At 68.4% G+C, this 22,703-nt stretch carries 33 protein-coding genes and 2 pseudogenes; 32 read left to right on the forward strand and 3 right to left on the reverse strand.

Annotated features, from left to right (window positions below):
* Window positions 1-58: 58 nt before the first annotated feature.
* Together V5O46_RS16940 and V5O46_RS16945 are read right to left on the reverse strand one after the other, a co-directional pair.
* Entirely contained in the window at window positions 59-1,006 is a 948-nt protein-coding gene (locus V5O46_RS16940; protein WP_332885445.1) for a LysR family transcriptional regulator, read from the reverse strand.
* 90 nt (window positions 1,007-1,096) lie between these two features.
* Window positions 1,097-2,899 carry an NlpC/P60 family protein gene (locus V5O46_RS16945; protein ID WP_332885446.1) on the reverse strand — a complete coding sequence of 601 codons (1,803 nt, stop codon included), beginning with the start codon at window positions 2,897-2,899 and terminating at the stop codon, window positions 1,097-1,099.
* A 430-nt stretch (window positions 2,900-3,329) separates the two neighbouring features.
* Between V5O46_RS16945 and gdhA the strand changes: the two genes are divergently transcribed.
* Both gdhA and V5O46_RS16955 read left to right on the forward strand, forming a co-directional pair.
* Window positions 3,330-4,715, forward strand: a complete 1,386-nt coding sequence (gdhA, locus tag V5O46_RS16950) for an NADP-specific glutamate dehydrogenase (RefSeq protein WP_408649009.1) — start codon at window positions 3,330-3,332, stop codon at window positions 4,713-4,715.
* 125 nt (window positions 4,716-4,840) lie between these two features.
* A pseudogene (locus V5O46_RS16955) lies at window positions 4,841-5,354 on the forward strand (hypothetical protein).
* A 61-nt stretch (window positions 5,355-5,415) separates the two neighbouring features.
* Here V5O46_RS16955 and V5O46_RS31950 read toward each other — a convergent pair.
* Window positions 5,416-5,517 (reverse strand): annotated as a pseudogene (locus V5O46_RS31950) (zinc-binding dehydrogenase); the annotation flags it as partial.
* A gap of 642 nt (window positions 5,518-6,159) precedes the next feature.
* On the opposite strand from V5O46_RS31950, the gene rpsJ reads away from it, so the two are divergent.
* From rpsJ to rplQ, 30 genes are all read left to right on the forward strand, one after another.
* Window positions 6,160-6,468, forward strand: a complete 309-nt coding sequence (gene rpsJ, locus V5O46_RS16960; protein WP_003948644.1) for a 30S ribosomal protein S10 — start codon at window positions 6,160-6,162, stop codon at window positions 6,466-6,468.
* Window positions 6,469-6,485: 17 nt separating this feature from the next.
* Window positions 6,486-7,130 carry a 50S ribosomal protein L3 gene (gene rplC / locus V5O46_RS16965; protein ID WP_332885447.1) on the forward strand — a complete coding sequence of 215 codons (645 nt, stop codon included), beginning with the start codon at window positions 6,486-6,488 and terminating at the stop codon, window positions 7,128-7,130.
* Window positions 7,131-7,138: 8 nt separating this feature from the next.
* Window positions 7,139-7,795, forward strand: a complete 657-nt coding sequence (rplD, locus tag V5O46_RS16970) for a 50S ribosomal protein L4 (protein WP_332885448.1) — start codon at window positions 7,139-7,141, stop codon at window positions 7,793-7,795.
* Window positions 7,795-8,214, forward strand: a complete 420-nt coding sequence (gene rplW, locus V5O46_RS16975; RefSeq protein ID WP_332885449.1) for a 50S ribosomal protein L23 — start codon at window positions 7,795-7,797, stop codon at window positions 8,212-8,214. Before rplD ends, rplW begins: the two co-directional genes overlap by 1 nt.
* A 50-nt stretch (window positions 8,215-8,264) precedes the next feature.
* On the forward strand, window positions 8,265-9,101 hold the full coding sequence (rplB, locus tag V5O46_RS16980) for a 50S ribosomal protein L2 (RefSeq protein WP_018543909.1): 837 nt from the start codon (window positions 8,265-8,267) through the stop codon (window positions 9,099-9,101).
* Between the two features lie 12 nt (window positions 9,102-9,113).
* Window positions 9,114-9,395, forward strand: a complete 282-nt coding sequence (gene rpsS, locus V5O46_RS16985; protein ID WP_053759516.1) for a 30S ribosomal protein S19 — start codon at window positions 9,114-9,116, stop codon at window positions 9,393-9,395.
* A 44-nt stretch (window positions 9,396-9,439) separates the two neighbouring features.
* The gene (rplV, locus tag V5O46_RS16990; RefSeq protein WP_006130776.1) at window positions 9,440-9,787 is read left to right on the forward strand and encodes a 50S ribosomal protein L22; all 348 of its coding nucleotides are present in this window, start codon (window positions 9,440-9,442) and stop codon (window positions 9,785-9,787) included.
* Window positions 9,787-10,611, forward strand: coding sequence for a 30S ribosomal protein S3 (gene rpsC, locus V5O46_RS16995; protein ID WP_332885450.1), 825 nt, complete (start codon window positions 9,787-9,789; stop codon window positions 10,609-10,611). Before rplV ends, rpsC begins: the two co-directional genes overlap by 1 nt.
* A gap of 5 nt (window positions 10,612-10,616) precedes the next feature.
* Window positions 10,617-11,036, forward strand: a complete 420-nt coding sequence (gene rplP / locus V5O46_RS17000; protein WP_332885451.1) for a 50S ribosomal protein L16 — start codon at window positions 10,617-10,619, stop codon at window positions 11,034-11,036.
* Window positions 11,036-11,260: a 50S ribosomal protein L29 gene (rpmC, locus tag V5O46_RS17005; RefSeq protein ID WP_007494763.1), complete on the forward strand. Its 225-nt coding sequence runs from the start codon at window positions 11,036-11,038 to the stop codon at window positions 11,258-11,260. Before rplP ends, rpmC begins: the two co-directional genes overlap by 1 nt.
* Entirely contained in the window at window positions 11,260-11,547 is a 288-nt protein-coding gene (rpsQ, locus tag V5O46_RS17010; RefSeq protein WP_332885452.1) for a 30S ribosomal protein S17, read from the forward strand. The genes rpmC and rpsQ overlap by 1 nt, the downstream gene beginning before the upstream one ends.
* A gap of 106 nt (window positions 11,548-11,653) precedes the next feature.
* Complete coding sequence (gene rplN, locus V5O46_RS17015) at window positions 11,654-12,022, forward strand: 50S ribosomal protein L14 (protein ID WP_003998823.1); 369 nt, start codon at window positions 11,654-11,656, stop codon at window positions 12,020-12,022.
* A 2-nt stretch (window positions 12,023-12,024) separates the two neighbouring features.
* On the forward strand, window positions 12,025-12,348 hold the full coding sequence (rplX, locus tag V5O46_RS17020) for a 50S ribosomal protein L24 (protein ID WP_031477830.1): 324 nt from the start codon (window positions 12,025-12,027) through the stop codon (window positions 12,346-12,348).
* Window positions 12,348-12,905, forward strand: a complete 558-nt coding sequence (rplE, locus tag V5O46_RS17025) for a 50S ribosomal protein L5 (protein WP_030345436.1) — start codon at window positions 12,348-12,350, stop codon at window positions 12,903-12,905. The genes rplX and rplE overlap by 1 nt, the downstream gene beginning before the upstream one ends.
* A gap of 5 nt (window positions 12,906-12,910) precedes the next feature.
* Entirely contained in the window at window positions 12,911-13,096 is a 186-nt protein-coding gene (locus tag V5O46_RS17030; protein ID WP_003956452.1) for a type Z 30S ribosomal protein S14, read from the forward strand.
* Window positions 13,097-13,309: 213 nt separating this feature from the next.
* Window positions 13,310-13,708 (forward strand): 30S ribosomal protein S8, encoded by a 399-nt coding sequence (gene rpsH / locus V5O46_RS17035; protein WP_004984520.1) that lies wholly within the window; start codon window positions 13,310-13,312, stop codon window positions 13,706-13,708.
* 24 nt (window positions 13,709-13,732) lie between these two features.
* Window positions 13,733-14,272: a 50S ribosomal protein L6 gene (gene rplF, locus V5O46_RS17040; protein ID WP_332885453.1), complete on the forward strand. Its 540-nt coding sequence runs from the start codon at window positions 13,733-13,735 to the stop codon at window positions 14,270-14,272.
* Between the two features lie 3 nt (window positions 14,273-14,275).
* A complete protein-coding gene (gene rplR / locus V5O46_RS17045) occupies window positions 14,276-14,659 on the forward strand; it encodes a 50S ribosomal protein L18 (protein WP_332885454.1) in 384 nt (127 codons plus the stop codon).
* Between the two features lie 41 nt (window positions 14,660-14,700).
* On the forward strand, window positions 14,701-15,306 hold the full coding sequence (rpsE, locus tag V5O46_RS17050) for a 30S ribosomal protein S5 (protein WP_019753099.1): 606 nt from the start codon (window positions 14,701-14,703) through the stop codon (window positions 15,304-15,306).
* 3 nt (window positions 15,307-15,309) lie between these two features.
* Complete coding sequence (rpmD, locus tag V5O46_RS17055) at window positions 15,310-15,492, forward strand: 50S ribosomal protein L30 (protein ID WP_004984515.1); 183 nt, start codon at window positions 15,310-15,312, stop codon at window positions 15,490-15,492.
* A gap of 2 nt (window positions 15,493-15,494) precedes the next feature.
* Window positions 15,495-15,950, forward strand: a complete 456-nt coding sequence (rplO, locus tag V5O46_RS17060) for a 50S ribosomal protein L15 (RefSeq protein WP_332885455.1) — start codon at window positions 15,495-15,497, stop codon at window positions 15,948-15,950.
* 241 nt (window positions 15,951-16,191) lie between these two features.
* On the forward strand, window positions 16,192-17,505 hold the full coding sequence (gene secY / locus V5O46_RS17065) for a preprotein translocase subunit SecY (protein WP_332885456.1): 1,314 nt from the start codon (window positions 16,192-16,194) through the stop codon (window positions 17,503-17,505).
* Window positions 17,505-18,158: an adenylate kinase gene (locus tag V5O46_RS17070; protein WP_332885457.1), complete on the forward strand. Its 654-nt coding sequence runs from the start codon at window positions 17,505-17,507 to the stop codon at window positions 18,156-18,158. The genes secY and V5O46_RS17070 overlap by 1 nt, the downstream gene beginning before the upstream one ends.
* Window positions 18,159-18,303: 145 nt before the next feature.
* Window positions 18,304-19,140: a type I methionyl aminopeptidase gene (map, locus tag V5O46_RS17075; RefSeq protein ID WP_332885458.1), complete on the forward strand. Its 837-nt coding sequence runs from the start codon at window positions 18,304-18,306 to the stop codon at window positions 19,138-19,140.
* A 149-nt stretch (window positions 19,141-19,289) separates the two neighbouring features.
* Entirely contained in the window at window positions 19,290-19,511 is a 222-nt protein-coding gene (gene infA, locus V5O46_RS17080) for a translation initiation factor IF-1 (RefSeq protein ID WP_003948620.1), read from the forward strand.
* Window positions 19,512-19,577: 66 nt separating this feature from the next.
* Window positions 19,578-19,691, forward strand: a complete 114-nt coding sequence (rpmJ, locus tag V5O46_RS17085) for a 50S ribosomal protein L36 (RefSeq protein WP_003974245.1) — start codon at window positions 19,578-19,580, stop codon at window positions 19,689-19,691.
* Window positions 19,692-19,889: 198 nt separating this feature from the next.
* Window positions 19,890-20,270 carry a 30S ribosomal protein S13 gene (rpsM, locus tag V5O46_RS17090; protein WP_332885459.1) on the forward strand — a complete coding sequence of 127 codons (381 nt, stop codon included), beginning with the start codon at window positions 19,890-19,892 and terminating at the stop codon, window positions 20,268-20,270.
* 65 nt (window positions 20,271-20,335) lie between these two features.
* Window positions 20,336-20,740 (forward strand): 30S ribosomal protein S11, encoded by a 405-nt coding sequence (rpsK, locus tag V5O46_RS17095; RefSeq protein WP_003948617.1) that lies wholly within the window; start codon window positions 20,336-20,338, stop codon window positions 20,738-20,740.
* 140 nt (window positions 20,741-20,880) lie between these two features.
* Window positions 20,881-21,903: a DNA-directed RNA polymerase subunit alpha gene (locus V5O46_RS17100; protein WP_003966937.1), complete on the forward strand. Its 1,023-nt coding sequence runs from the start codon at window positions 20,881-20,883 to the stop codon at window positions 21,901-21,903.
* Between the two features lie 207 nt (window positions 21,904-22,110).
* A complete protein-coding gene (gene rplQ, locus V5O46_RS17105) occupies window positions 22,111-22,617 on the forward strand; it encodes a 50S ribosomal protein L17 (protein WP_332885460.1) in 507 nt (168 codons plus the stop codon).
* Window positions 22,618-22,703: the final 86 nt, after the last annotated feature.

The raw sequence follows: 22,703 nt of genomic DNA on the forward strand, positions 1-22,703 counted from the left end.
GGGACGCGCCGACATGGCATCCCGTCCGTCCGGGGACGCGCCGCCCCCGGAACCCGCCTCAGGGAACCCGCCGCGCCGCCAGCCACTCGGTGTAGCTGTCGCTGCGCGCCGCCACGCCCGCGTGCGCCATGCGGGCCTGCGCCAACACTGTGGCGGAAGTGTCCGCGTCCTGCGAAACCGCGTGCCGGCCCAGCAGATGCCGCCAGGACAGCGGTGTGCCCCGCAGCGGCCGGCTGACGATCCCCGGGGTGGTCGGGTACGTAGCCCGGCACAGCCCGACCGCACGCCCCACCTGCACCAGATGCACCAGCGACGTCACGTCCGTCTCGTACATGCGGCGCGGTGTGAACCCGGCACGGGCGCACGAGGCGGCGAAGCAGTCCCCGAAGCACCCGTCCCCGGGTACGCACGCCCACTCCTCCTCCGCCAGCTCGGTCAGTCCGATCTCGTGGGCGTCGGCCAGCGCATGCCCCTCCGGCAGCATCACGAACACCGGGTCCACCGCGACCTCGCGCCAGACCAGCCCCTCCGCGCCGGGCGGGGCCGCCGACCCGCAGGTCCCGGCGAGGGCGAAGTCCAGCCGGCCCTCGGCGAGCAGGCCGGCCAGCTGCCGCTCGGACCAGGAGGTGCAGGTCGTCACCCGGACCTCGGGCGCCACGTCCGCCAGCCGGTCCACCAGGGCGCCCAGCAGCGGACCGTGGGTGCCGCCCAGCCGCAGGGAGGCGGTGGCCCCCGGGGAGCGGGCGAACCGCACCGCCTCCTGCTGCAGTTCGGTCACCGCGGGCAGCACGATCCGGGTGCGCTCCAGTACCAGCTCGCCGAGTGCCGTTGCCCGTACCCCGTGCCGTCCGCGCTCGAACAACTCACCCCCCAGGGCCCGTTCGATCCGCTTGAGCTGTGCGCTCAACGCGGGCTGTGCAAGTCCGAGCGCCGTCGCCGCCCTGGTGAGACTCCCGGCGTCGGCGATGGCCCGGACCGTCCTGAGATGCCGCAACTCCAGCTCCATGAGCCGAGCTTGCGGCGGGGGAGGGACGGGGGCAAGAGGTTGGTACAGACCAGTGCGGACGACGTACGGCTGCTCCCGCCCCCGCCGGTCTCAGATCCGGTGCACCGTGTGCAGCGTCCGCGCGTAGGTGCCGGTGCCGTCGAGCAGCGAGTTGCCCCCCAGGTCGGACATGGTCGGCCCGTTGACGGTCTTGCGGCTGGACAGGAACCGGCGCAGTCCGTCGCCGTCCCGGCCGAGGTAGATGCCGACGTGGTCCACCGTGGCCGTCTCCTGGTCGTCGCCCGAGTCGGCGTTGAACAGGACCAGGTCACCGGGCTGGAGCTGTGCCGCGGCGGGCGGCGCGGTGCCGTCGGTGCGGTCGATGCGCACGCCCGGTGCGTACTCGGCCATGTCCCGGGACCTGCGCGGCAGCACCGTCCCGGAGGTGTCCTCGCCCGCGGCGAGCGGAACGCCCATGTGGTAGCCGTACACCATGCGGGTGTAGCCCGAGCAGTCCAGGTTGCCGACCTGCTTGCTGGACGGCCCGGTGTGGTCGCCGTCCGGGAAGGTCCAGCCGGTGTGCATGTACTCGTGGAAGTCGGCGCCCTCGTAGCGGTAGCCCTCGGGGTTCAGGTAGCCGTACCCCGCCTCGCCCATGACCTGCTTGCCCTCGGCCGGTCCGGATCCGGCGACCACCGGCGCCGCCCCGCCGAGGAACATCGCGGCGTACGCGAGGACGTCCGGGGAGGTGGAACCGGCCCAGCCGCGGACGATGCCCTCCAGTTCCGGCGTCCAGGTGCCGTCGAAGGGCTCGGGCAGCACCCTTACCCAGTCGGAGTGGGTGACGGCCGGCGGCTCGGCCCAGTTGCCCGCGTCCACCTGGAAGCGGCTGACGCTCAGCTTGACCGGCAGGTTGCTGCAGCCGCTGTTGGCGAGCGCGCGCAGCCCGACCCGGCCCTTGCCGAAGGTGGTGTCGGTGACGTCGAAGGCCCACCCGGACGGCTCGGTGTCCGCGGACCGCCAGGCCTTGGCCCGGATCCGCGTCCCCTCCCGGCGCACCCGGATCGTCCAGTCGGTGCCCGCGGGCACGTCGTCGGCGAGGGTGACGGCCGTGTCGAGCTGGGTGACCTTGTCGTCGACCTCCTTCTCCACGCGGAACTGCACCGAGCCGGAGGTCGTGAAGGACAGCCGGGCCCGGTAGTTGTTGTGCGTGTTCTGGTAGCCGAAACTGAGGCCGTAGGAACAGGCGTCGCCCGTCGGCACCTTGTCGAACCGCGCCACCGACCGCACATCGACGTCGGTGATCTCACCGTCCCGCACACTGGCGTGCCGACTGGCGTAGTCGGTGGTGAGGTTGATGATCCCGGTGCCCGGCTCCACCGAGTAGTCGGTGTCCACCGGCCCCAGTGTCGACCAGCTGCCGCCACCCGGGGAGGTTCCCCAGTACTTGCGCTCGTCGGCAGGCAGTGACGGATCGGGCAGGGTGCGCTGGAAGTCGTCCACGAAGGGCTTCTTGTTCTCCGTGAACGTCCGCGCCGGCCCGGGCAGCAGCACGGTCCGTGCCCCGTGCGTCAGCAGCGCGACCCGTCTGCCGCCGGAGGTTATCTCGGTACGGTCGGGTGTGCCCGGCAGCACGGTGGCCGTGAGCGGGGACGTCAGCGTCAGGCCGCTGAAGTGATCGGCGTTCAGCGGCGCGAGCGTCACGGCGGAGCGCGCCGTGCTCATCCCGGCGGCCGGGGGCGGCAGCGGGGCGACCGAGGCGCCCGCCGGGGTGACGGCGGCCCGTGCGGCGCCCTGCGCCGCGGATGCGGTGCCGCGCGCGGGCGAGGCGGCGGCCGTACCGCCGCCGAGCGGGATCGTGGCGGCCGAGGCCGCGAGGACGGCGAGCAGGCTGCGCCGGGAGGTGTTGGACATGCCTGTCATGATCAGGCCTGCCCGGACCGGCCGGGAAGCCGGGTCGGACCCTCTGAGGGGTGGGGACTCGAAAGTCCAGCCGAGCCTCTGATGTTCACCTGCCCGGGTGACGGCAGGCCTCGGGCGGGAGGGACGGGGCTCGGTGCGGTTCTCTTCTCCCCGGGTTCTTTCCTTGGTGAGGCACCGACGGCACCGCAACGTCAGAACGTGGGTTGCGGTGGTGTGAGGCGCATCCCGGCCGGGACAGCGGGATCGAGGTGCTGGAGTTCCCGGACGGTTCGGCGGTGGGGCGAGACGTTCGTCCCGTACGTCTGCTGGTTACGGTGTGCGGGCGAGCCTCGCACCGACCGACTCGCCGGCCGGGATCCTGAACACCCGTGGGGGGTCGGCCGTACCTGCAGTCGTGCCAGACGAGAGGGAGTCCGAGCCTGTGACGACGCGAACCGAGACGACCGCGCAGCCCGCACCGACCGCCGACCCCGGCCGCCTGGAGCAGCTCCGCACGGAGATCGAGCAGCGCAACCCCGCACAGCCGGAGTTCCACCAGGCGGTGGCCGAGGTGCTGGACACGCTGGGGCCGGTGCTGGCGGCGCGGCCGGAGTACGCGGAGCCGGGGCTGATCGAGCGGCTCTGCGAGCCGGAGCGGCAGATCATCTTCCGGGTGCCGTGGCAGGACGACCGGGGGACGGTGCACGTCAACCGGGGCTTCCGCGTCGAGTTCAACAGCGCGCTCGGCCCGTACAAGGGCGGCCTGCGCTTCCACCCGTCGGTGAACCTCGGGATCGTGAAGTTCCTGGGCTTCGAGCAGGTCTTCAAGAACGCGCTGACCGGCCTCGGCATCGGCGGCGGCAAGGGCGGCAGCGACTTCGACCCGCGGGGGCGCAGCGACGCGGAGGTCATGCGCTTCTGCCAGTCCTTCATGACGGAACTGCACCGCCACATCGGCGAGCACACCGACGTACCGGCGGGTGACATCGGCGTCGGCGGCCGGGAGATCGGCTACCTCTTCGGCCAGTACCGCCGGATCACCAACCGCTGGGAGGCGGGCGTACTCACCGGCAAGGGGCAGGGCTGGGGCGGCTCGCTGATCCGCCCGGAGGCGACGGGGTACGGCAACGTCCTCTTCACGGCGGCGATGCTGCGGGAGCGCGGGGAGGACCTGGAGGGGCAGACGGCCGTGGTGTCGGGCGCCGGGAACGTGGCGATCCACACCGTCGAGAAGCTGACCGCGCTCGGTGCGAACGCCCTGACCTGCTCGGACTCCTCCGGCTATGTGATCGACGAGAAGGGCATCGACCTGGAGCTGCTGAGGCAGGTCAAGGAGGTGGAGCGGGGGCGGGTCGGCACATACGCAGAACGGCGCGGCGGCTCGGCCCGCTTCGTGCCGGGCGGCCGGGTCTGGGAGGTCCCGGCCGACATCGCGCTGCCGTCCGCGACGCAGAACGAACTCGACGAGAACGACGCCGCCGCCCTGATCCGCAACGGCGTGAAGGCGGTCTCCGAGGGCGCGAACATGCCGACCACCCCGGCCGCCGTGCACCTGTTCCAGCAGGCGGGGGTCGCCTTCGGTCCGGCGAAGGCGGCCAACGCGGGCGGCGTCGCGGTCAGCGCCCTGGAGATGACCCAGAACGCCTCCCGCACCGCCTGGCCGGCCACCCGCGTCGAGGACGAACTCGCCCGCGTGATGACCGACATCCACACCACCTGCCGCGAGACCGCCGCCCGCTACGGCACCCCCGGCGACTACGTCACGGGCGCGAACATCGCGGGCTTCGAACGGGTGGCGGAGGCGATGCTGGCGCAGGGGGTCATCTGAGCTTCGGCCGACGGGACGGCGGCCCGGGGCGTGGGCACGGCGGGACGGCGGCCCGGGGCGTGCGCGCGGCGGGACGGCACCATGGCGGAACACCTGACCGATCGAACAGGGAGGCCGCGGACGCCATGGCCCGCTACCCCGGGACGTCGACCGTCGACCGCGGCGGCTTCCGGATCAAGGAGCCCCAGGCGTGGTGGGAGTCCGACGTGCGGCCGGAGTCGCGGGACGACTCGATCCGGCGCGTGGTGGACGAGCGGGTGCGGTAGCACCCGGAACTGCCCCGGCACCGGGACGCGTAGGTCTCCTTCCTCCGGAAGGCCGCGGCCGACGTCCGGAAGCCGGGTGCGCTGTACTGCGGCTGCATGGCCGAGAACTTCGGCGGCGACACCCCGGTCACCGGCTCGGTGACCGTCTCCCCGGTGGGCGGGCGTACCGCCGCCGGCGAGCCGCTGGCGACCGACCCGGCCGCCGTCGCCGGCCGCTCGCGGTCCTGATGCAGACCTGCGTCCCGGTCCCCGGCCAGGAGGGCAGGGTCGCCCGGTGGCGGGCAGCAGCCAGGTGCTGGACCTGGCGGAGTCCTTCTTCGACGCCATCGACGTCTTCGACGCCATCGCGTCGACGTTCCGCTTCACGGGCTGAGGGGAACGGCCCTCCGGCCGTCGTCGGGGGACACGCCCCGTGGTCTCCGTAGTACCGGCCGTGCGACGGTGAGCACGATCTCGCCCCGGACGTGCCCTCGGGAGGCGCGTTCGTGCGCCGCTCGGGCCTCCGCGAGCGGGAACGTGCCGTCGGTCACGGAGCGGAAGCGGCTGATCGAGGGGTTCCGCTCGCTGGAGGGCGGCTCGGGGAGCTTCGTCGAGTTCGAGAACCGGCACGGCGAGGTGTGGCGTGTCGAGTGGCACGGAGTCCCGTACATCGCCGAGTGGGTCGGGCAGGACGGCCAACCAGGGGAGACCGGAGATCGACGACTTGATCGACTTCGCACTGTCACATCTTCGGGACTGACTGCTGTCGGCGCTTTCCGGGGGCTTCCGTGACGGGTGCTCGTTTTCACCCGTACCACCCTCGGGTAATCTCTTCCGCCCGATTGGCGCCCCCGCCGCCCCCTATGGCAGACTGTCCGAGTTGCTCGGTCGAGTGTTGATGCTGCGCGCCTCCCGCCGGGAGGACCGGAAGCGAGTCCCACAGTACTCGTCGTCCCTGCTCAGGGGCGGACGTACGGGAATCTTCCGGGAAGCGTGAGCGCGGCACCGGCCAGGCGCCCGGTGGGCCTCTCGCCCCCGGTCCGCGGTTCCGGAAGGGCCCGCACTCCCACCGCAGGGATGTTCGAACAAGGGGCATCCGTGTCAGCGAGAGTGCGACACGCCCGACCGCGTGGGTCGGAGGACAGGGGCAGTGAACGCCGGGTCCCAGAGCGTTAGAGAGACAGGACTACGAAGTAGCCATGGCGGGACAGAAGATCCGCATCCGGCTCAAGGCCTACGACCACGAGGTCATCGACTCCTCGGCGAAGAAGATCGTCGAGACGGTGACCCGCACTGGTGCGTCGGTCGCGGGCCCGGTGCCGCTGCCCACTGAGAAGAACGTGTACTGCGTCATCAAGTCGCCGCACAAGTACAAGGACTCGCGCGAGCACTTCGAGATGCGTACGCACAAGCGCCTGATCGACATCCTCGACCCGACCCCCAAGACCGTTGACTCTCTGATGCGACTCGACCTCCCGGCCGGCGTCGACATCGAGATCAAGCTCTGAGGCCGGTGATCTGAGAGATGACCAAGCAGATCAAGGGCATCCTGGGCGAGAAGCTCGGCATGACGCAGGTGTGGGACGAGAACAACCGCGTTGTTCCGGTCACCGTCGTCAAGGCCGGGCCCAATGTCGTGACCCAGGTCCGTACCAACGACGTCGACGGCTACGAGTCCGTCCAGATCGCCTTCGGCGAGATCGACCCGCGCAAGGTGAACAAGCCCCTCAAGGGTCACTTCGCCAAGGCCGACGTCACCCCCCGTCGTCACCTCGTCGAGATCCGCACGTCGGACGCCTCCGAGTACACGCTGGGCCAGGAAGTCACCGCCGAGGTGTTCGAGGCCGGCGTGAAGGTCGACGTCACCGGCAAGAGCAAGGGCAAGGGCTTCGCCGGTGTCATGAAGCGCCACAACTTCGGTGGCCTCGGCGCCGGGCACGGTACCCAGCGCAAGCACCGCTCGCCCGGTTCCATCGGCGGCTGCGCCACCCCGGGCCGTGTGTTCAAGGGCCTCCGCATGGCGGGTCGCATGGGCAACGAGCGGGTCACCACCCAGAACCTGACCGTCCACGCCGTTGACGCGGAGAAGGGTCTGCTGCTCATCAAGGGCGCGGTTCCCGGTCCGAACGGCGGCCTCGTCCTGGTCCGCACCGCGGCCAAGGGGGCCTGAGGTAACCGATGAGCACTGTTGACATCCTTTCGCCGGCAGGCGACAAGGCCGGTACCGTCGAGCTCCCCGCGGAGATCTTCGACGTCGAGAAGGTCAGCGTCCCGCTGATCCACCAGGTCGTCGTCGCGCAGCTGGCCGCTGCCCGCCAGGGCACCCACAAGACCAAGACGCGCGGCGAGGTCCGCGGCGGTGGCAAGAAGCCGTACCGCCAGAAGGGCACCGGCCGCGCCCGTCAGGGTTCGACCCGCGCGCCGCAGTTCGCCGGTGGTGGCGTCGTGCACGGTCCCGTGCCGCGCGACTACTCGCAGCGCACCCCGAAGAAGATGAAGGCCGCCGCCCTGCGGCACGCCCTCACCGACCGGGCGCGTCACAACCGCATCCACGTCGTCTCCGGCGTCGTCGAGGGTGAGAACCCGTCGACGAAGGCCGCCAGGACGCTGTTCGGCAAGATCAGTGAGCGCAAGAACCTGCTCCTGGTCGTCGACCGCGCCGACGAGGCCGCGTGGCTGTCCGCCCGCAACCTGCCCCAGGTCCACATCCTGGAGCCGGGCCAGCTGAACACGTACGACGTTCTCGTCTCGGACGACGTGGTCTTCACCAAGGCCGCCTTCGAGTCCTTCGTGTCCGGCCCGAAGGCTGAAGACACCGAAGGGAGCGAGGTCTGATGGCCATCCGTCACCCCGCTATCGCCTCCAAGGCCGCGAAGGCCGCCAAGGCCGCGCGCGTCGCCAAGGCGCGCCGTCACGCCGCCGAGGGCAAGAACACCGTCGTCACCCCGGCCAGCAAGGCGTACACGGACCCCCGTGACGTGCTGCTGAAGCCGGTCGTGTCCGAGAAGAGCTACGCGCTGCTCGACGAGAACAAGTACACGTTCGTCGTCGACCCGCGGGCCAACAAGACCCAGATCAAGGAGGCCGTGCAGGCGGTCTTCTCGGTCAAGGTCACCGGGGTCAACACGATCAACCGCCAGGGCAAGCGCAAGCGGACCCGCACGGGCTTCGGCCAGCGTGCCGCCACCAAGCGCGCGATCGTGACCCTCGCCGAGGGCGACCGTATCGACATCTTCGGCGGTCCGACCGCGTAAGCGGGTCGGAGCGTCCAGATAATCGGGTAATTTCCGAGGACTGAGAGACAATGGGAATCCGCAAGTACAAGCCGACTACGCCGGGCCGTCGTGGCGCCAGCGTCGCCGACTTCGTCGAGGTCACGCGGTCCACGCCGGAGAAGTCGCTGGTTCGCCCGCTGCACAGCAAGGGCGGCCGTAACAACGCCGGTCGTGTGACCGTTCGCCACCAGGGTGGCGGACACAAGCGCGCCTACCGAGTGATCGACTTCCGTCGTCACGACAAGGACGGCGTGCCGGCGAAGGTCGCGCACATCGAGTACGACCCCAACCGCACCGCGCGCATCGCGCTGCTGCACTACGCCGACGGCGAGAAGCGCTACATCCTCGCCCCGCGCAACCTGCAGCAGGGCGACCGCGTCGAGAACGGTCCCGGGGCCGACATCAAGCCGGGCAACAACCTGGCCCTCCGCAACATCCCGGTCGGTACCACGATCCACGCGATCGAGCTCCGTCCCGGTGGCGGTGCCAAGTTCGCCCGGTCCGCCGGTGCCTCCGTGCAGCTGCTCGCGAAGGAGGGCGCCTACGCCCACCTGCGCATGCCGTCCGGCGAGATCCGTCTGGTCGACGTCCGCTGCCGCGCCACCGTCGGCGAGGTCGGCAACGCCGAGCAGAGCAACATCAACTGGGGCAAGGCGGGCCGCAAGCGGTGGCTGGGCGTTCGCCCGACCGTCCGTGGTGTGGTCATGAACCCGGTCGACCACCCGCACGGCGGTGGTGAGGGCCGGACCTCCGGTGGCCGCCACCCCGTGTCCCCGTGGGGCAAGAAGGAAGGCCGTACTCGTTCGCCCAAGAAGGCGTCGAACAAGTACATCGTCCGCCGCCGCAAGACGAACAAGAAGCGCTAAGGACGGGTTGAGATGCCTCGTAGCTTGAAGAAGGGGCCCTTCGTCGACGACCACCTGATGAAGAAGGTGGACGCACAGAACGAAGCCGGCACCAAGAACGTCATCAAGACCTGGTCCCGACGCTCCATGATCGTGCCGGCCATGCTCGGCCACACGCTCGCGGTGCACAACGGCAAGACCCACATCCCGGTGTTTGTCACCGAGTCGATGGTCGGCCACAAGCTCGGCGAGTTCTCGCCGACCCGCACTTTCCGGGGCCACGTCAAGGACGACCGGAAGTCGAAGCGCCGCTAGTCGGCGGGGTGCGAATGACCATGACAAACATCGAAGGGACGACCATGGAAGCCAGGGCCCAGGCGCGGTACATCCGCGTCACGCCCATGAAGGCCCGCCGCGTGGTGGACCTCATCCGTGGCATGGACGCCACGGAGGCTCAGGCGGTCCTGCGTTTCGCCCCGCAGGCCGCGAGCGTGCCGGTCGGCAAGGTGCTGGACAGCGCCATCGCCAACGCCGCGCACAACTACGACCACACCGATGTCGACAGCCTCTTCATCTCCGAGGCCTACGTCGACGAGGGCCCGACCCTGAAGCGGTTCCGTCCGCGTGCCCAGGGCCGCGCCTACCGGATCCGCAAGCGGACCAGCCACATCACCGTGGTCGTCAGCAGCAAGGAAGGAACCCGGTAATGGGCCAGAAGGTAAACCCGCACGGGTTCCGGCTCGGTGTCACGACCGACTTCAAGTCGCGTTGGTACGCCGACAAGCTGTACAAGGACTACGTCAAGGAAGACGTCGCCATCCGTCGGATGATGACGTCCGGCATGGAGCGCGCCGGCATCTCCAAGGTGGAGATCGAGCGCACCCGTGACCGCGTCCGCGTCGACATCCACACCGCGCGTCCGGGCATCGTCATCGGCCGCCGCGGCGCCGAGGCCGACCGCATCCGCGGTGACCTGGAGAAGCTGACCGGCAAGCAGGTCCAGCTGAACATCCTCGAGGTCAAGAACCCGGAGACGGACGCTCAGCTGGTGGCCCAGGCCGTCGCCGAGCAGCTGTCCTCCCGCGTCTCCTTCCGCCGCGCCATGCGCAAGAGCATGCAGTCGGCGATGAAGGCGGGCGCCAAGGGCATCAAGATCCAGTGCGGTGGCCGTCTCGGCGGCGCCGAGATGTCCCGCTCGGAGTTCTACCGCGAGGGCCGCGTGCCCCTGCACACGCTCCGCGCCAACGTGGACTACGGCTTCTTCGAGGCCAAGACGACCTTCGGCCGCATCGGTGTGAAGGTCTGGATCTACAAGGGCGACGTCAAGAACATCGCCGAGGTCCGCGCCGAGAACGCCGCCGCCCGTGCGGGCAACCGCCCGGCCCGCGGTGGCTCGGACCGCCCGGCCCGTGGCCGCGGCGACCGGCGCGGTCGCAAGCCGCAGCAGCAGGCTCCGGCCGCCGAGGCCCCCAAGGCCGACGCGCCGGCAGCCGCCGCCGCTCCGGCTGAGAGCACCGGAACGGAGGCCTGACCACCATGCTGATCCCCCGTAGGGTCAAGCACCGCAAGCAGCACCACCCCAAGCGCAACGGCATGTCCAAGGGTGGAACGCAGGTTGCGTTCGGCGAGTACGGCATCCAGGCGATGACCCCGGCGTACGTCACGAACCGCCAGATCGAGGCGGCTCGTATCGCCATGACCCGTCACATCAAGCGTGGCGGCAAGGTCTGGATCAACATTTACCCGGACCGCCCGCTGACCAAGAAGCCGGCCGAGACCCGCATGGGTTCCGGTAAGGGTTCGCCGGAGTGGTGGGTGGCCAACGTCAAGCCCGGACGCGTGATGTTCGAGCTGTCGTACCCCAACGAGAAGATCGCGCGCGAGGCCCTGACCCGTGCGGCTCACAAGCTGCCGATGAAGTGCAAGATCGTCAAGCGCGAGGCAGGTGAAGCGTGATGTCGGCCGGTACCAAGGCGTCCGAGCTGCGCGAGCTGGGCAACGAGGAGCTTCTGGCGAAGCTCCGCGAGGCCAAGGAAGAGCTGTTCAACCTCCGCTTCCAGGCGGCGACGGGCCAGCTCGAGAACCACGGCCGTCTCAAGGCGGTCCGCAAGGACATCGCCCGGATCTACACCCTCATGCGTGAGCGTGAGCTCGGCATCGAGACGGTGGAGAACGCCTGATGAGCGAGAGCAACGTGACTGAGAAGAACACCGAAGCGCGCGGCTTCCGCAAGACCCGCGAGGGTCTTGTCGTCAGCGACAAGATGGACAAGACCGTCGTCGTCGCCGTCGAGGACCGCGTCAAGCACGCGCTGTACGGCAAGGTCATCCGCCGTACCAACAAGCTCAAGGCGCACGACGAGCAGAACGCCGCGGGTGTCGGCGACCGCGTCCTCCTCATGGAGACCCGGCCGCTGTCCGCGACCAAGCGCTGGCGCGTCGTCGAGATCCTCGAGAAGGCCAAGTAATCCCTCCTAGGGGGACCCCCTAGGCATCGTTCCGCCAGGCTCGGGGCGGAGGACGTGCGAGACACGGACCCCGCCCCGGGAACCGGCAGACAACCAGGAGATAGACGTGATCCAGCAGGAGTCGCGACTGCGTGTCGCCGACAACACGGGTGCGAAGGAGATCCTCTGCATCCGTGTGCTCGGCGGCTCCGGTCGCCGCTACGCGGGTATCGGTGACGTCATCGTCGCCACCGTCAAGGACGCGATCCCCGGTGGCAACGTGAAGAAGGGTGACGTCGTCAAGGCGGTCATCGTTCGCACCGTCAAGGAGCGCCGCCGTCCGGACGGCTCGTACATCCGCTTCGACGAGAACGCCGCCGTCATTCTGAAGAACGACGGCGACCCTCGCGGCACCCGTATCTTCGGCCCGGTCGGCCGTGAGCTGCGCGAGAAGAAGTTCATGAAGATCATCTCCCTCGCGCCGGAGGTGCTGTAAGCATGAAGATCAAGAAGGGCGACCTGGTCCAGGTCATCACCGGCAAGGACAAGGGCAAGCAGGGCAAGGTCATTGCCGCTTACCCGCGCGAGGAGCGTGTCCTGGTCGAGGGTGTCAACCGGGTCAAGAAGCACACCAAGGCCGGTCCCACGGCTCGTGGTTCGCAGGCCGGCGGCATCGTCACCACCGAGGCGCCGATCCACGTCTCCAACGTCCAGCTGGTCGTGGAGAAGGACGGCAACAAGGTCGTGACCCGCGTCGGTTACCGCTTCGACGACGAAGGCAACAAGATCCGCGTTGCCAAGCGGACGGGTGAGGACATCTGATGGCTACCACCACCACTCCGCGTCTGAAGCAGAAGTACCGCGAGGAGATCGCGGGCAAGCTGCGTGACGAGTTCAAGTACGAGAACGTCATGCAGGTTCCCGGCCTCGTCAAGATCGTGGTCAACATGGGTGTCGGCGACGCCGCCCGTGACTCGAAGCTGATCGAGGGCGCGATCCGCGACCTGACCACCATCACCGGTCAGAAGCCGGCCGTCACCAAGGCCCGCAAGTCCATCGCGCAGTTCAAGCTGCGCGAGGGGCAGCCGATCGGTGCCCACGTCACGCTCCGTGGCGACCGCATGTGGGAGTTCCTGGACCGCACCCTGTCGCTCGCGCTCCCGCGCATCCGCGACTTCCGCGGCCTGTCCCCCAAGCAGTTCGACGGCCGTGGCAACTACACCTTCGGTCTCACGGAGCAGGTCATGTTCCACGAGATCGACCAGGACAAGATCGACCGCGTCCGGGGTATGGACATCACCGTGGTCACCACGGCGACCAACGACGAAGAGGGCCGCGCCCTTCTCCGTCACCTCGGCTTCCCGTTCAAGGAGGCGTGAGCGAGATGGCGAAGAAGGCTCTCATCGCGAAGGCTGCTCGCAAGCCCAAGTTCGGTGTGCGCGCGTACACCCGCTGCCAGCGCTGCGGCCGTCCGCACTCCGTGTACCGCAAGTTCGGCCTGTGCCGCGTGTGCCTTCGTGAGATGGCTCACCGTGGCGAGCTGCCGGGCGTGACCAAGAGCTCCTGGTAATCCCCCGACACAGGGATTCGCAGGGCTCTCGGTAAGCAGACAGGGCGGTCGGACGCCCAGCCCGCATGGCTTAGGCTTGTGGGGTTGGGCGTCTGCCGCCGCCCTTACGACTTACTACGCCGTAGGTCCACCGCGCCGCACCCGTCCCGTCTCGGATCGGGGAGAGGGATGGCGCACCAGGAAACCCCGGCGAGAGAGGCCGAAGGCCAATTCATGACCATGACTGATCCGATCGCAGACATGCTGACTCGTCTGCGGAACGCGAACTCGGCGTACCACGACTCCGTGGCGATGCCGCACTCGAAGATCAAGTCGCACATCGCGGAGATCCTCCAGCAGGAGGGCTTCATCACGGGCTGGAAGGTCGAGGACGCCGAAGTCGGCAAGAACCTCGTCCTGGAGCTGAAGTTCGGCCCCAACCGTGAGCGCTCCATCGCGGGCATCAAGCGGATCTCCAAGCCCGGTCTCCGGGTGTACGCGAAGTCCACCAACCTGCCGAAGGTGCTCGGCGGCCTCGGCGTGGCGATCATCTCCACGTCGCACGGGCTCCTCACCGACAAGCAGGCCGGCAAGAAGGGCGTGGGTGGGGAAGTCCTCGCCTACGTCTGGTAGCAGAAGGGAACGGAGGAAACAGCTATGTCGCGCATCGGCAAGCTCCCCATCGCGGTTCCCGCCGGCGTGGACGTCACCATCGACGGCCGTACGGTGAAGGTCAAGGGCCCCAAGGGCGAACTGACCCACACCGTCGTGGCGCCGATCGAGGTCGTCAAGGGCGAGGACGGCGTCCTGAACGTCACCCGCCCCAACGACGAGCGTCAGAACAAGGCCCTCCACGGCCTGTCCCGCACGCTGGTGGCGAACATGATCACCGGCGTGACCGCGGGTTACGTGAAGAAGCTCGAGATCAGCGGTGTCGGTTACCGCGTTGTCGCCAAGGGCTCGAACCTCGAGTTCTCCCTCGGCTACAGCCACCCGATCCTGGTCGAGGCCCCGCAGGGCATCACCTTCAAGGTGGAGTCCGCGACCCGTTTCTCGGTCGAGGGCATCGACAAGCAGAAGGTCGGTGAGGTCGCCGCCAACATCCGCAAGCTGCGCAAGCCCGACCCGTACAAGGCCAAGGGCGTCAAGTACGAGGGCGAAGTCATCCGCCGCAAGGTCGGAAAGGCGGGTAAGTAAGCCATGGCATACGGGCAGAAGATCCTCAAGGGCGACGCCTACAAGCGCGCCTCGATCAAGCGCCGCCACATCCGGATCCGCAAGAAGGTCTCCGGCACCGCGGAGCGCCCCCGTCTGGTCGTGACCCGCTCCAACCGCCACATCGTGGCGCAGGTGATCGACGACCTGAAGGGCCACACCGTGGCGTCGGCGTCCACCCTGGACAGCTCGATCCGCGGTGCCGAGGGCGATAAGTCCGCGCAGGCCAAGCAGGTCGGCGCCCTGGTCGCCGAGCGTGCCAAGGCCGCCGGTGTCGAGGCCGTCGTGTTCGACCGTGGTGGCAACCAGTACGCCGGGCGCATCGCCGCCCTGGCGGACGCCGCCCGCGAAGCCGGCCTGAAGTTCTGAGCCGGTTCCGTAGCTAGCGGAAACAGAGAGAGGTAATTCCAATGGCTGGACCCCAGCGCCGCGGCAGCGGTGCCGGTGGCGGCGAGCGGCGGGACCGGAAGGGCCGTGACGGCGGCGCAGCTGCCGCCGAGAAGACCGCTTACGTTGAGCGCGTCGTCGCGATCAACCGCGTCGCCAAGGTTGTGAAGGGTGGTCGTCGCTTCAGCTTCACCGCGCTGGTCGTGGTGGGCGACGGTGACGGCACCGTGGGTGTCGGATACGGCAAGGCCAAGGAGGTGCCGGCCGCCATCGCCAAGGGCGTTGAGGAGGCCAAGAAGCACTTCTTCAAGGTCCCCCGGATCCAGGGCACCATCCCGCACCCGATCCAGGGTGAGAAGGCTGCCGGTGTGGTTCTCCTCAAGCCGGCTTCGCCGGGTACCGGTGTGATCGCCGGTGGTCCCGTGCGTGCCGTCCTGGAGTGCGCCGGTATCCACGACGTGCTGTCGAAGTCGCTCGGCTCCGACAACGCGATCAACATCGTGCACGCGACCGTGGAGGCCCTGAAGGGCCTGCAGCGTCCCGAGGAGATCGCGGCCCGCCGCGGTCTGCCGCTCGAGGACGTCGCCCCCGCGGCGCTCCTGCGGGCACGCGCCGGGGCAGGTGCGTAAATCATGGCTCAGCTCAAGATTACGCAGGTCAAGTCCTACATCGGCAGCAAGCAGAACCACCGTGACACCCTGCGTTCGCTTGGCCTGAAGAAGGTCAACGACGTGGTCGTCAAGGAGGACCGCCCCGAGTTCCGCGGCATGGTGCACACCGTCCGCCACCTCGTGACGGTCGAGGAGGTCGACTGATCATGGCGGAGCAGAACCCGCTCAAGATCCACAACCTCCGTCCCGCCCCGGGCGCCAAGACCGCCAAGACCCGTGTCGGTCGTGGTGAGGCGTCGAAGGGTAAGACGGCCGGTCGTGGTACGAAGGGTACGAAGGCCCGCTACCAGGTTCCGGAGCGCTTCGAGGGCGGCCAGATGCCGCTGCACATGCGCCTCCCGAAGCTGAAGGGCTTCAAGAACCCGTTCAAGACCGAGTACCAGGTCGTGAACCTCGACAAGCTGGCCAAGCTCTACCCGCAGGGTGGCGAGGTCACCGTCGAGGACCTGGTGGCCAAGGGTGCCGTTCGTAAGAACAGCCTGGTCAAGGTCCTCGGCGAGGGCGAGATCTCCGTGGCGCTGACGGTGCGGGTCGACAAGGCCTCCACCTCCGCCAAGGAGAAGATCGCCGCCGCCGGCGGCAGCGTCACCGAGCTCGTCTGAACACCACAGGCGTCTCGATGACTTGAGTGACACCGGCCGGGGATACCCCACAAATGGGGTATCCCCGGTTGGTCGTTCCAAGGGCAGTGGTCTCGCAGGTAAGGTGGCCTGCACTGCCCACTTTCACGGGTGCTGTACTTCGGGCACTCTGAGCGGCAGTTGACCGTTACGTACTAAGTCGTCAGTCGAACCTCAAGACCGTCGCCCTTGACGCAGTTGCGCGGGGGTCGCAGGAGGCACCGTGCTCACCGCGTTCGCCCGGGCGTTCAAGACGCCCGACCTGCGCAAGAAGCTGCTCTTCACGCTGGGCATCATCGTGGTGTACCGGATCGGTACGCACATCCCGATCCCGGGCGTGGACTACACGGCCGTTCAGGAGTGTGTGGACCAGGCGTCCGGCAACCAGGGCCTCTTCGGTCTGGTCAACATGTTCAGCGGTGGCGCGCTGCTGCAGATCACGGTCTTCGCGCTCGGCATCATGCCGTACATCACGGCCAGCATCATTCTGCAGCTGCTCACCGTGGTGATCCCGCGCCTGGAGGCCCTGAAGAAGGAGGGTCAGGCGGGCACTGCGAAGATCACGCAGTACACCCGTTACCTGACCGTTGCGCTCGCCGTCCTGCAGGGCACCGGCCTGGTCGCCACCGCCCGCAGCGGTGCCCTCTTCTCCGGCTGCACGGTCGCCAACCAGGTCGTCCCGGACCAGGCCATCTTCACCACCGTCGTCATGGTGATCACCATGACCGCGGGCACGGCCCTCGTGATGTGGCTCGGTGAGCTGATCACCGACCGCGGCATCGGCAACGGCATGTCGATCCTGATGTTCATCTCGATCGCCGCGACCTTCCCGTCCGCGCTGTGGGCCATCAAGCAGCAGGGCGACCTGGCGGGCGGCTGGATCGAGTTCGGCACCGTGGTCGCCGTCGGCCTGGTCATGATCGGCCTGGTGGTCTTCGTCGAGCAGGCCCAGCGCCGTATCCCGGTCCAGTACGCGAAGCGCATGATCGGCCGCCGGTCCTACGGCGGCACGTCGACGTACATCCCGCTCAAGGTCAACCAGGCGGGCATCATCCCGGTCATCTTCGCGTCCTCGCTGCTCTACATCCCGGCGCTGATCGTCCAGTTCTCCAACTCGGACGCGGGCTGGGCGCAGTGGATCGAGCGGAACCTCGCGGCCACGGACGCGGCGGCGCACATCGTCCTCTACTTCCTGCTCATTGTGTTCTTCGCGTTCTTCTACGTGGCGATTACCTTCAACCCCGAAGAAGTCGCCGACAACATGAAGAAGTATGGTGGCTTCATCCCGGGCATCCGGGCTGGCCGACCGACCGCTGAGTATCTGAGCTACGTACTCAACCGGATCACCTGGCCGGGTTCGCTGTACTTGGGTCTGATCGCTCTCGTGCCGACGATGGCGTTGGCAGGTTTCGGGGCAAACCAGAACTTCCCGTTCGGTGGCACCAGCATCCTGATCATCGTGGGTGTGGGCCTCGAAACGGTGAAGCAGATCGAGAGCCAGCTCCAGCAGCGCAATTACGAAGGGTTCCTCCGCTGATGCGAATCGTCCTCGTCGGGCCGCCGGGTGCCGGAAAGGGTACGCAGGCCACCCGCCTTGCCGAGACGCTGCACATCCCGCACATCTCCACGGGCGACCTGTTCCGCGCCAACATCAGCCAGCAGACCGAGCTGGGCAGGCTCGCGAAGTCCTACATGGACGCCGGCAACCTCGTGCCGGACGAGGTCACCATCGCCATGGCCAAGGACCGCATGGAGCAGCCCGACGCGGAGGGCGGCTTCCTGCTGGACGGCTTCCCGCGCAACGTCTCCCAGGCGGAGGCGCTGGACGAGCTGCTCGAGACGGAGCAGATGAAGCTCGACGCGGTGCTGGACCTGGAGGCCCCCGAGGACGAGGTCGTCAAGCGGATCGCCGGACGGCGGGTGTGCCGGAACGAGTCGGCGCACGTCTTCCACGTGACCTACTCCAAGCCGAAGCAGGAGGGCGTCTGCGACGTCTGCGGCGGTGAGCTGTACCAGCGGGACGACGACTCCGAGGAGACGGTCCGCAAGCGGCTCGAGGTCTACCACACGCAGACCGAACCGATCATCGACTACTACAAGGCGCAGGGCCTGGTCGTGACCATCTCCGCGATGGGCGCGGTCGACGAGGTCACCGCCCGTGCGCAGGAGGCGCTGAAGCGCGAGGAGTAGTTCCTCCGCCGGTTGCAGCCGCGGTCCCTCCGCCGAGGGCCGCGGCTGCGGCATGAGCGGTGCCCCACGGGTTACGGAGGGCTTCGGCCCTTATCGTGGGAAGTGTTGTCCGTACCTCTCCAGGTCCAGAAAGGCCGCAGCCGTCATGGTGCAGATCAAGACCCCCGAGCAGATCGCCAAGATGCGTGAGGCGGGGCTGGTCGTCGCCGCCATCCACGCGGCCACGCGCGAGGCCGCCGTGCCCGGCGCCACCACCCGGGACCTGGACCAGGTCGCCCGCAAGGTGCTCGCGGAGCACGACGCCAAGCCGAACTTCCTCGGGTACGGCGGCTTCCCGGCGACGATCTGCACCTCCGTGAACGAGGTCGTCGTGCACGGCATCCCCTCCGACGACGTGGTCCTCAAGGACGGGGACATCATCTCGATCGACTGCGGCGCGATCATCGACGGCTGGCACGGCGATGCCGCGTACACCGCCTTCGTGGGCTCCGGTCACGCTCCGGAGCTGGTCGAGCTCTCCCGGGTGACCCGGGAGTCGATGTGGGCCGGCATCGCGGCGATGAAGCAGGGCAACCGGCTCGTCGACATCTCGCGTGCCGTGGAGACGTACATCCGCCGGCAGCCCAGGCCGGGCGGCGGCCGGTACGGGATCATCGAGGACTACGGCGGCCACGGCATCGGCTCCGAGATGCACATGGACCCCCACCTCCTGAACTACGTCGAGCGGCGCCGCGGCAAGGGGCCGAGGCTGGTCCCGGGGTTCTGCCTCGCCATCGAGCCGATGGTGTCCCTGGGCACCCCGAAGACCGTCGTCCTGGAGGACGAGTGGACGGTCGTCACCACCGACGGCACCTGGTCCTCGCACTGGGAGCACTCCGTCGCCCTGACCGAGGAGGGCCCACTGGTACTCACGGCGCCCGACGGCGGCAGGGAGAAGCTGGCCGAGTACGGCATCACCACCGCTCCGGACCCGCTCGCTTAAGGATCTCCCTGGTGGGGCAGACTTCCTCGTTTCGCCTTTCCGGGTGTGCTGACGTAGACTGACTCGTCGGCTCTCGTGCACCCGCATGCCTGCATGCGGTTTTCCAGCACGCCGGAGTCGATCAAGGTAGTCGATTCGAAGGGCGAAGCGTGGCCAAGAAGCAAGGTGCCATCGAGATCGAGGGCACTGTCGTCGAGTCTCTGCCGAACGCCATGTTCAAGGTCGAGCTCCAGAACGGCCACCAGGTCCTGGCACACATCAGCGGCAAGATGCGTATGCACTACATCCGCATCCTCCCTGACGACCGGGTCGTGGTGGAGCTGTCTCCGTACGACCTGACGCGTGGCCGGATCGTCTACCGGTACAAGTAGATCTTGCCCACGTCCCGTGCGGCTGCACGGGACCGCCGGCAACTGACCCGGAGAACCTCACATCCCATGAAGGTCAAGCCGAGCGTCAAGAAGATCTGCGACAAGTGCAGGGTGATCCGCCGTCACGGTCGGGTCATGGTCATCTGCGACAACCCGCGCCACAAGCAGCGCCAGGGCTGACGCACGACCGACCGCACCCTCTGCACCTCTTTCGCAGAGTTTCGCGCGACGCGAGCTGAATATGTTCATACGCAGGGCCCGGGCGGCGTAAGCCGTCTGACACCCCCGGTTCGGAGGCCGGGGACCCAGTTCGTACCTGGTACGGCGGCTGGGAGCCGGTTCTGCGGAAGACCTCCGAAGATCACCAGGAGCCATTGAATGGCACGCGTTTCCGGTGTTGACATCCCGCGCGACAAGCGCGTGGAGATCGCCCTCACCTACGTGTTCGGCATCGGCCGGACCCTCTCCCAGCAGACGCTGGCTGCCACCGGCGTCGACCCGAACACCCGCGTCCGCGACCTCTCCGAGGAGCAGCTCGTCGCGATCCGCGAGTTCGTCGACAACAACTTCCGGACCGAGGGTGACCTCCGTCGCGAGATCCAGGCCGACATCCGCCGCAAGGTCGAGATCGGTACCTACCAGGGTCTCCGTCACCGCCGCGGTCTGCCCGTCCGCGGTCAGCGCACCAGCACCAACGCCCGCACCCGCAAGGGCCCGCGTCGCGCCATCGCCGGCAAGAAGAAGCCGGGCAAGAAGTAGTCCGCAGCGGACGCCTGTCCACGGTCTTCGCTGTAGGACCGACCACCTCCCGTAGGAGTTAGAAGATGCCCCCCAAGGGACGTCAGGGCGCTGCCAAGAAGGTGCGCCGCAAGGAAAAGAAGAACGTCGCTCACGGCCACGCGCACATCAAGAGCACGTTCAACAACACGATCGTCTCGATCACGGACCCGACCGGCAACGTGATCTCCTGGGCCTCGGCCGGCCACGTCGGCTTCAAGGGCTCCCGGAAGTCCACGCCGTTCGCCGCGCAGATGGCCGCCGAGTCGGCCGCCCGCCGCGCCCAGGAGCACGGCATGCGCAAGGTCGACGTGTTCGTCAAGGGCCCGGGCTCCGGTCGTGAGACCGCGATCCGTTCCCTGCAGGCCACCGGTCTCGAGGTCGGCTCCATCCAGGACGTCACCCCGACCCCGCACAACGGCTGCCGTCCGCCGAAGCGCCGTCGCGTCTGACCCCGCTTCGCAGGATGTCCGGGCGGTACGGCTCATTCGGGTCGTGCCGCCCGTACCCTTGCAGTACCCGCGCCTTCTCCGGCGCGGTCCCGTCGGGCGTCATATAGCGGGCGCCCACGACTGAAGGATCTGATCCACACATGCTGATCGCTCAGCGTCCCTCGTTGACCGAAGAGGTCGTCGACGAATTCCGCTCCCGGTTCGTGATCGAGCCGCTGGAGCCGGGCTTCGGCTACACCCTCGGCAACTCCCTGCGTCGGACCCTCCTGTCCTCCATCCCCGGTGCGGCGGTCACCTCCATCCGCATCGACGGCGTGCTGCACGAGTTCACCACCGTGCCGGGCGTCAAGGAGGACGTCACCGACCTGATCCTCAACATCAAGCAGCTGGTCGTCTCCTCGGAGCACGACGAGCCGGTCGTGATGTACCTGCGCAAGCAGGGCCCGGGTCTGGTCACCGCCGCCGACATCGCGCCCCCGGCCGGTGTCGAGGTGCACAACCCCGACCTGGTCCTCGCCACGCTCAACGGCAAGGGCAAGCTGGAGATGGAGCTGACCGTCGAGCGCGGTCGCGGCTATGTCTCCGCCGTGCAGAACAAGCAGGTCGGCCAGGAGATCGGCCGGATCCCGGTCGACTCGATCTACTCGCCGGTGCTCAAGGTCACGTACAAGGTCGAGGCCACCCGTGTCGAGCAGCGCACCGACTTCGACAAGCTGATCGTCGACGTCGAGACCAAGCAGGCCATGCGTCCGCGCGACGCCATGGCGTCGGCCGGCAAGACCCTGGTCGAGCTGTTCGGTCTGGCCCGTGAGCTGAACATCGACGCCGAGGGCATCGACATGGGTCCGTCCCCGACGGACGCCGCGCTCGCCGCGGACCTGGCGCTGCCGATCGAGGAGCTGGAGCTCACGGTCCGCTCCTACAACTGCCTCAAGCGTGAGGGCATCCACTCCGTGGGTGAGCTCGTGGCCCGCTCCGAGGCGGATCTGCTCGACATCCGCAACTTCGGTGCGAAGTCGATCGACGAGGTCAAGGCGAAGCTGGCCGGCATGGGCCTGGCCCTGAAGGACAGCCCGCCCGGATTCGACCCGACCGCCGCGGCGGACGCCTTCGGCGCGGACGACGACGCGGATGCCGGGTTCGTCGAGACCGAGCAGTACTGAGACGGTCGGTTCTGAGCTCGGGACCGACGGTTCGGTTCCGGCTGCGGGCCGGCTGCGGCCGGTCGCGCAGTTCCCCGCGCCCCTCCCGAGGGGCGCGGGCCCTTCCGGGAGCCGGAAACGGCACCCGGATCTCCGACAGGCGACCGCCTGCTCGGATACTGACCCCGGTACCTGACACGGCCGGGGCAGACACCTAGGAGAAACATCATGCCGAAGCCCACCAAGGGTGCCCGTCTGGGCGGCAGCGCCGCGCACGAGAAGCTGCTCCTCGCGAACCTCGCGAAGAGCCTCTTCGAGCACGGCAAGATCACCACCACCGAGGCGAAGGCCCGCCGTCTGCGGCCGTACGCCGAGCGTCTGATCACCAAGGCGAAGAAGGGCGACCTTCACAACCGCCGTCAGGTGCTCCAGGTCATCACGGACAAGAGCGTCGTCCACACGCTCTTCACCGAGATCGGCCCGCGGTACGAGAACCGTCCGGGTGGCTACACCCGCATCACCAAGATCGGTAACCGCCGTGGCGACAACGCGCCCATGGCCGTGATCGAGCTGGTCGAGGCGCTGACGGTGCAGCAGAAGGCGGTCGGCGAGGCCGAGGCCGCGACGAAGCGCTCCGCCAAGGACGCCGAGGCCGCCGAGGCTGCCGAGGCTGCCGAGGCCAAGGTCGACGTGACCAAGGCCGAGGAGTCCGCCGAGGAGTCCAAGGACGCCTGAGCGTTCTCGCCGGGGGCTGTTCGCTCGTGGCCGCGGCTGCGTCGTGGCTGGTCGCGCGGTTCCCTGCGCCCCTCGGGCGCGTCTGG

The sequence above is a fragment of the Streptomyces poriticola genome (assembly GCF_036689765.1).
GTDB classification, from domain to species: domain Bacteria; phylum Actinomycetota; class Actinomycetes; order Streptomycetales; family Streptomycetaceae; genus Streptomyces; species Streptomyces poriticola.

Bases quoted from the DNA above. Each gene is read 5' to 3' on its own strand.
- V5O46_RS16940 (WP_332885445.1), bottom strand. From the start codon at position 1,006: ATGGAGCTGGAGTTGCGGCATCTCAGGACGGTCCGGGCCATCGCCGAC.
- V5O46_RS16945 (WP_332885446.1), bottom strand. From the start codon at position 2,899: ATGTCCAACACCTCCCGGCGCAGCCTGCTCGCCGTCCTCGCGGCCTCG.
- rpsJ (WP_003948644.1), top strand. From the start codon at position 6,160: ATGGCGGGACAGAAGATCCGCATCCGGCTCAAGGCCTACGACCACGAG.
- rplC (WP_332885447.1), top strand. From the start codon at position 6,486: ATGACCAAGCAGATCAAGGGCATCCTGGGCGAGAAGCTCGGCATGACG.
- rplD (WP_332885448.1), top strand. From the start codon at position 7,139: ATGAGCACTGTTGACATCCTTTCGCCGGCAGGCGACAAGGCCGGTACC.
- rplW (WP_332885449.1), top strand. From the start codon at position 7,795: ATGGCCATCCGTCACCCCGCTATCGCCTCCAAGGCCGCGAAGGCCGCC.
- rplB (WP_018543909.1), top strand. From the start codon at position 8,265: ATGGGAATCCGCAAGTACAAGCCGACTACGCCGGGCCGTCGTGGCGCC.
- rpsS (WP_053759516.1), top strand. From the start codon at position 9,114: ATGCCTCGTAGCTTGAAGAAGGGGCCCTTCGTCGACGACCACCTGATG.
- rplV (WP_006130776.1), top strand. From the start codon at position 9,440: ATGGAAGCCAGGGCCCAGGCGCGGTACATCCGCGTCACGCCCATGAAG.
- rpsC (WP_332885450.1), top strand. From the start codon at position 9,787: ATGGGCCAGAAGGTAAACCCGCACGGGTTCCGGCTCGGTGTCACGACC.
- rplP (WP_332885451.1), top strand. From the start codon at position 10,617: ATGCTGATCCCCCGTAGGGTCAAGCACCGCAAGCAGCACCACCCCAAG.
- rpmC (WP_007494763.1), top strand. From the start codon at position 11,036: ATGTCGGCCGGTACCAAGGCGTCCGAGCTGCGCGAGCTGGGCAACGAG.
- rpsQ (WP_332885452.1), top strand. From the start codon at position 11,260: ATGAGCGAGAGCAACGTGACTGAGAAGAACACCGAAGCGCGCGGCTTC.
- rplX (WP_031477830.1), top strand. From the start codon at position 12,025: ATGAAGATCAAGAAGGGCGACCTGGTCCAGGTCATCACCGGCAAGGAC.
- rplE (WP_030345436.1), top strand. From the start codon at position 12,348: ATGGCTACCACCACCACTCCGCGTCTGAAGCAGAAGTACCGCGAGGAG.
- V5O46_RS17030 (WP_003956452.1), top strand. From the start codon at position 12,911: ATGGCGAAGAAGGCTCTCATCGCGAAGGCTGCTCGCAAGCCCAAGTTC.
- rpsH (WP_004984520.1), top strand. From the start codon at position 13,310: ATGACCATGACTGATCCGATCGCAGACATGCTGACTCGTCTGCGGAAC.
- rplF (WP_332885453.1), top strand. From the start codon at position 13,733: ATGTCGCGCATCGGCAAGCTCCCCATCGCGGTTCCCGCCGGCGTGGAC.
- rplR (WP_332885454.1), top strand. From the start codon at position 14,276: ATGGCATACGGGCAGAAGATCCTCAAGGGCGACGCCTACAAGCGCGCC.
- rpsE (WP_019753099.1), top strand. From the start codon at position 14,701: ATGGCTGGACCCCAGCGCCGCGGCAGCGGTGCCGGTGGCGGCGAGCGG.
- rpmD (WP_004984515.1), top strand. From the start codon at position 15,310: ATGGCTCAGCTCAAGATTACGCAGGTCAAGTCCTACATCGGCAGCAAG.
- rplO (WP_332885455.1), top strand. From the start codon at position 15,495: ATGGCGGAGCAGAACCCGCTCAAGATCCACAACCTCCGTCCCGCCCCG.
- V5O46_RS17070 (WP_332885457.1), top strand. From the start codon at position 17,505: ATGCGAATCGTCCTCGTCGGGCCGCCGGGTGCCGGAAAGGGTACGCAG.
- map (WP_332885458.1), top strand. From the start codon at position 18,304: ATGGTGCAGATCAAGACCCCCGAGCAGATCGCCAAGATGCGTGAGGCG.
- rpmJ (WP_003974245.1), top strand. From the start codon at position 19,578: ATGAAGGTCAAGCCGAGCGTCAAGAAGATCTGCGACAAGTGCAGGGTG.
- rpsM (WP_332885459.1), top strand. From the start codon at position 19,890: ATGGCACGCGTTTCCGGTGTTGACATCCCGCGCGACAAGCGCGTGGAG.
- rpsK (WP_003948617.1), top strand. From the start codon at position 20,336: ATGCCCCCCAAGGGACGTCAGGGCGCTGCCAAGAAGGTGCGCCGCAAG.
- V5O46_RS17100 (WP_003966937.1), top strand. From the start codon at position 20,881: ATGCTGATCGCTCAGCGTCCCTCGTTGACCGAAGAGGTCGTCGACGAA.
- rplQ (WP_332885460.1), top strand. From the start codon at position 22,111: ATGCCGAAGCCCACCAAGGGTGCCCGTCTGGGCGGCAGCGCCGCGCAC.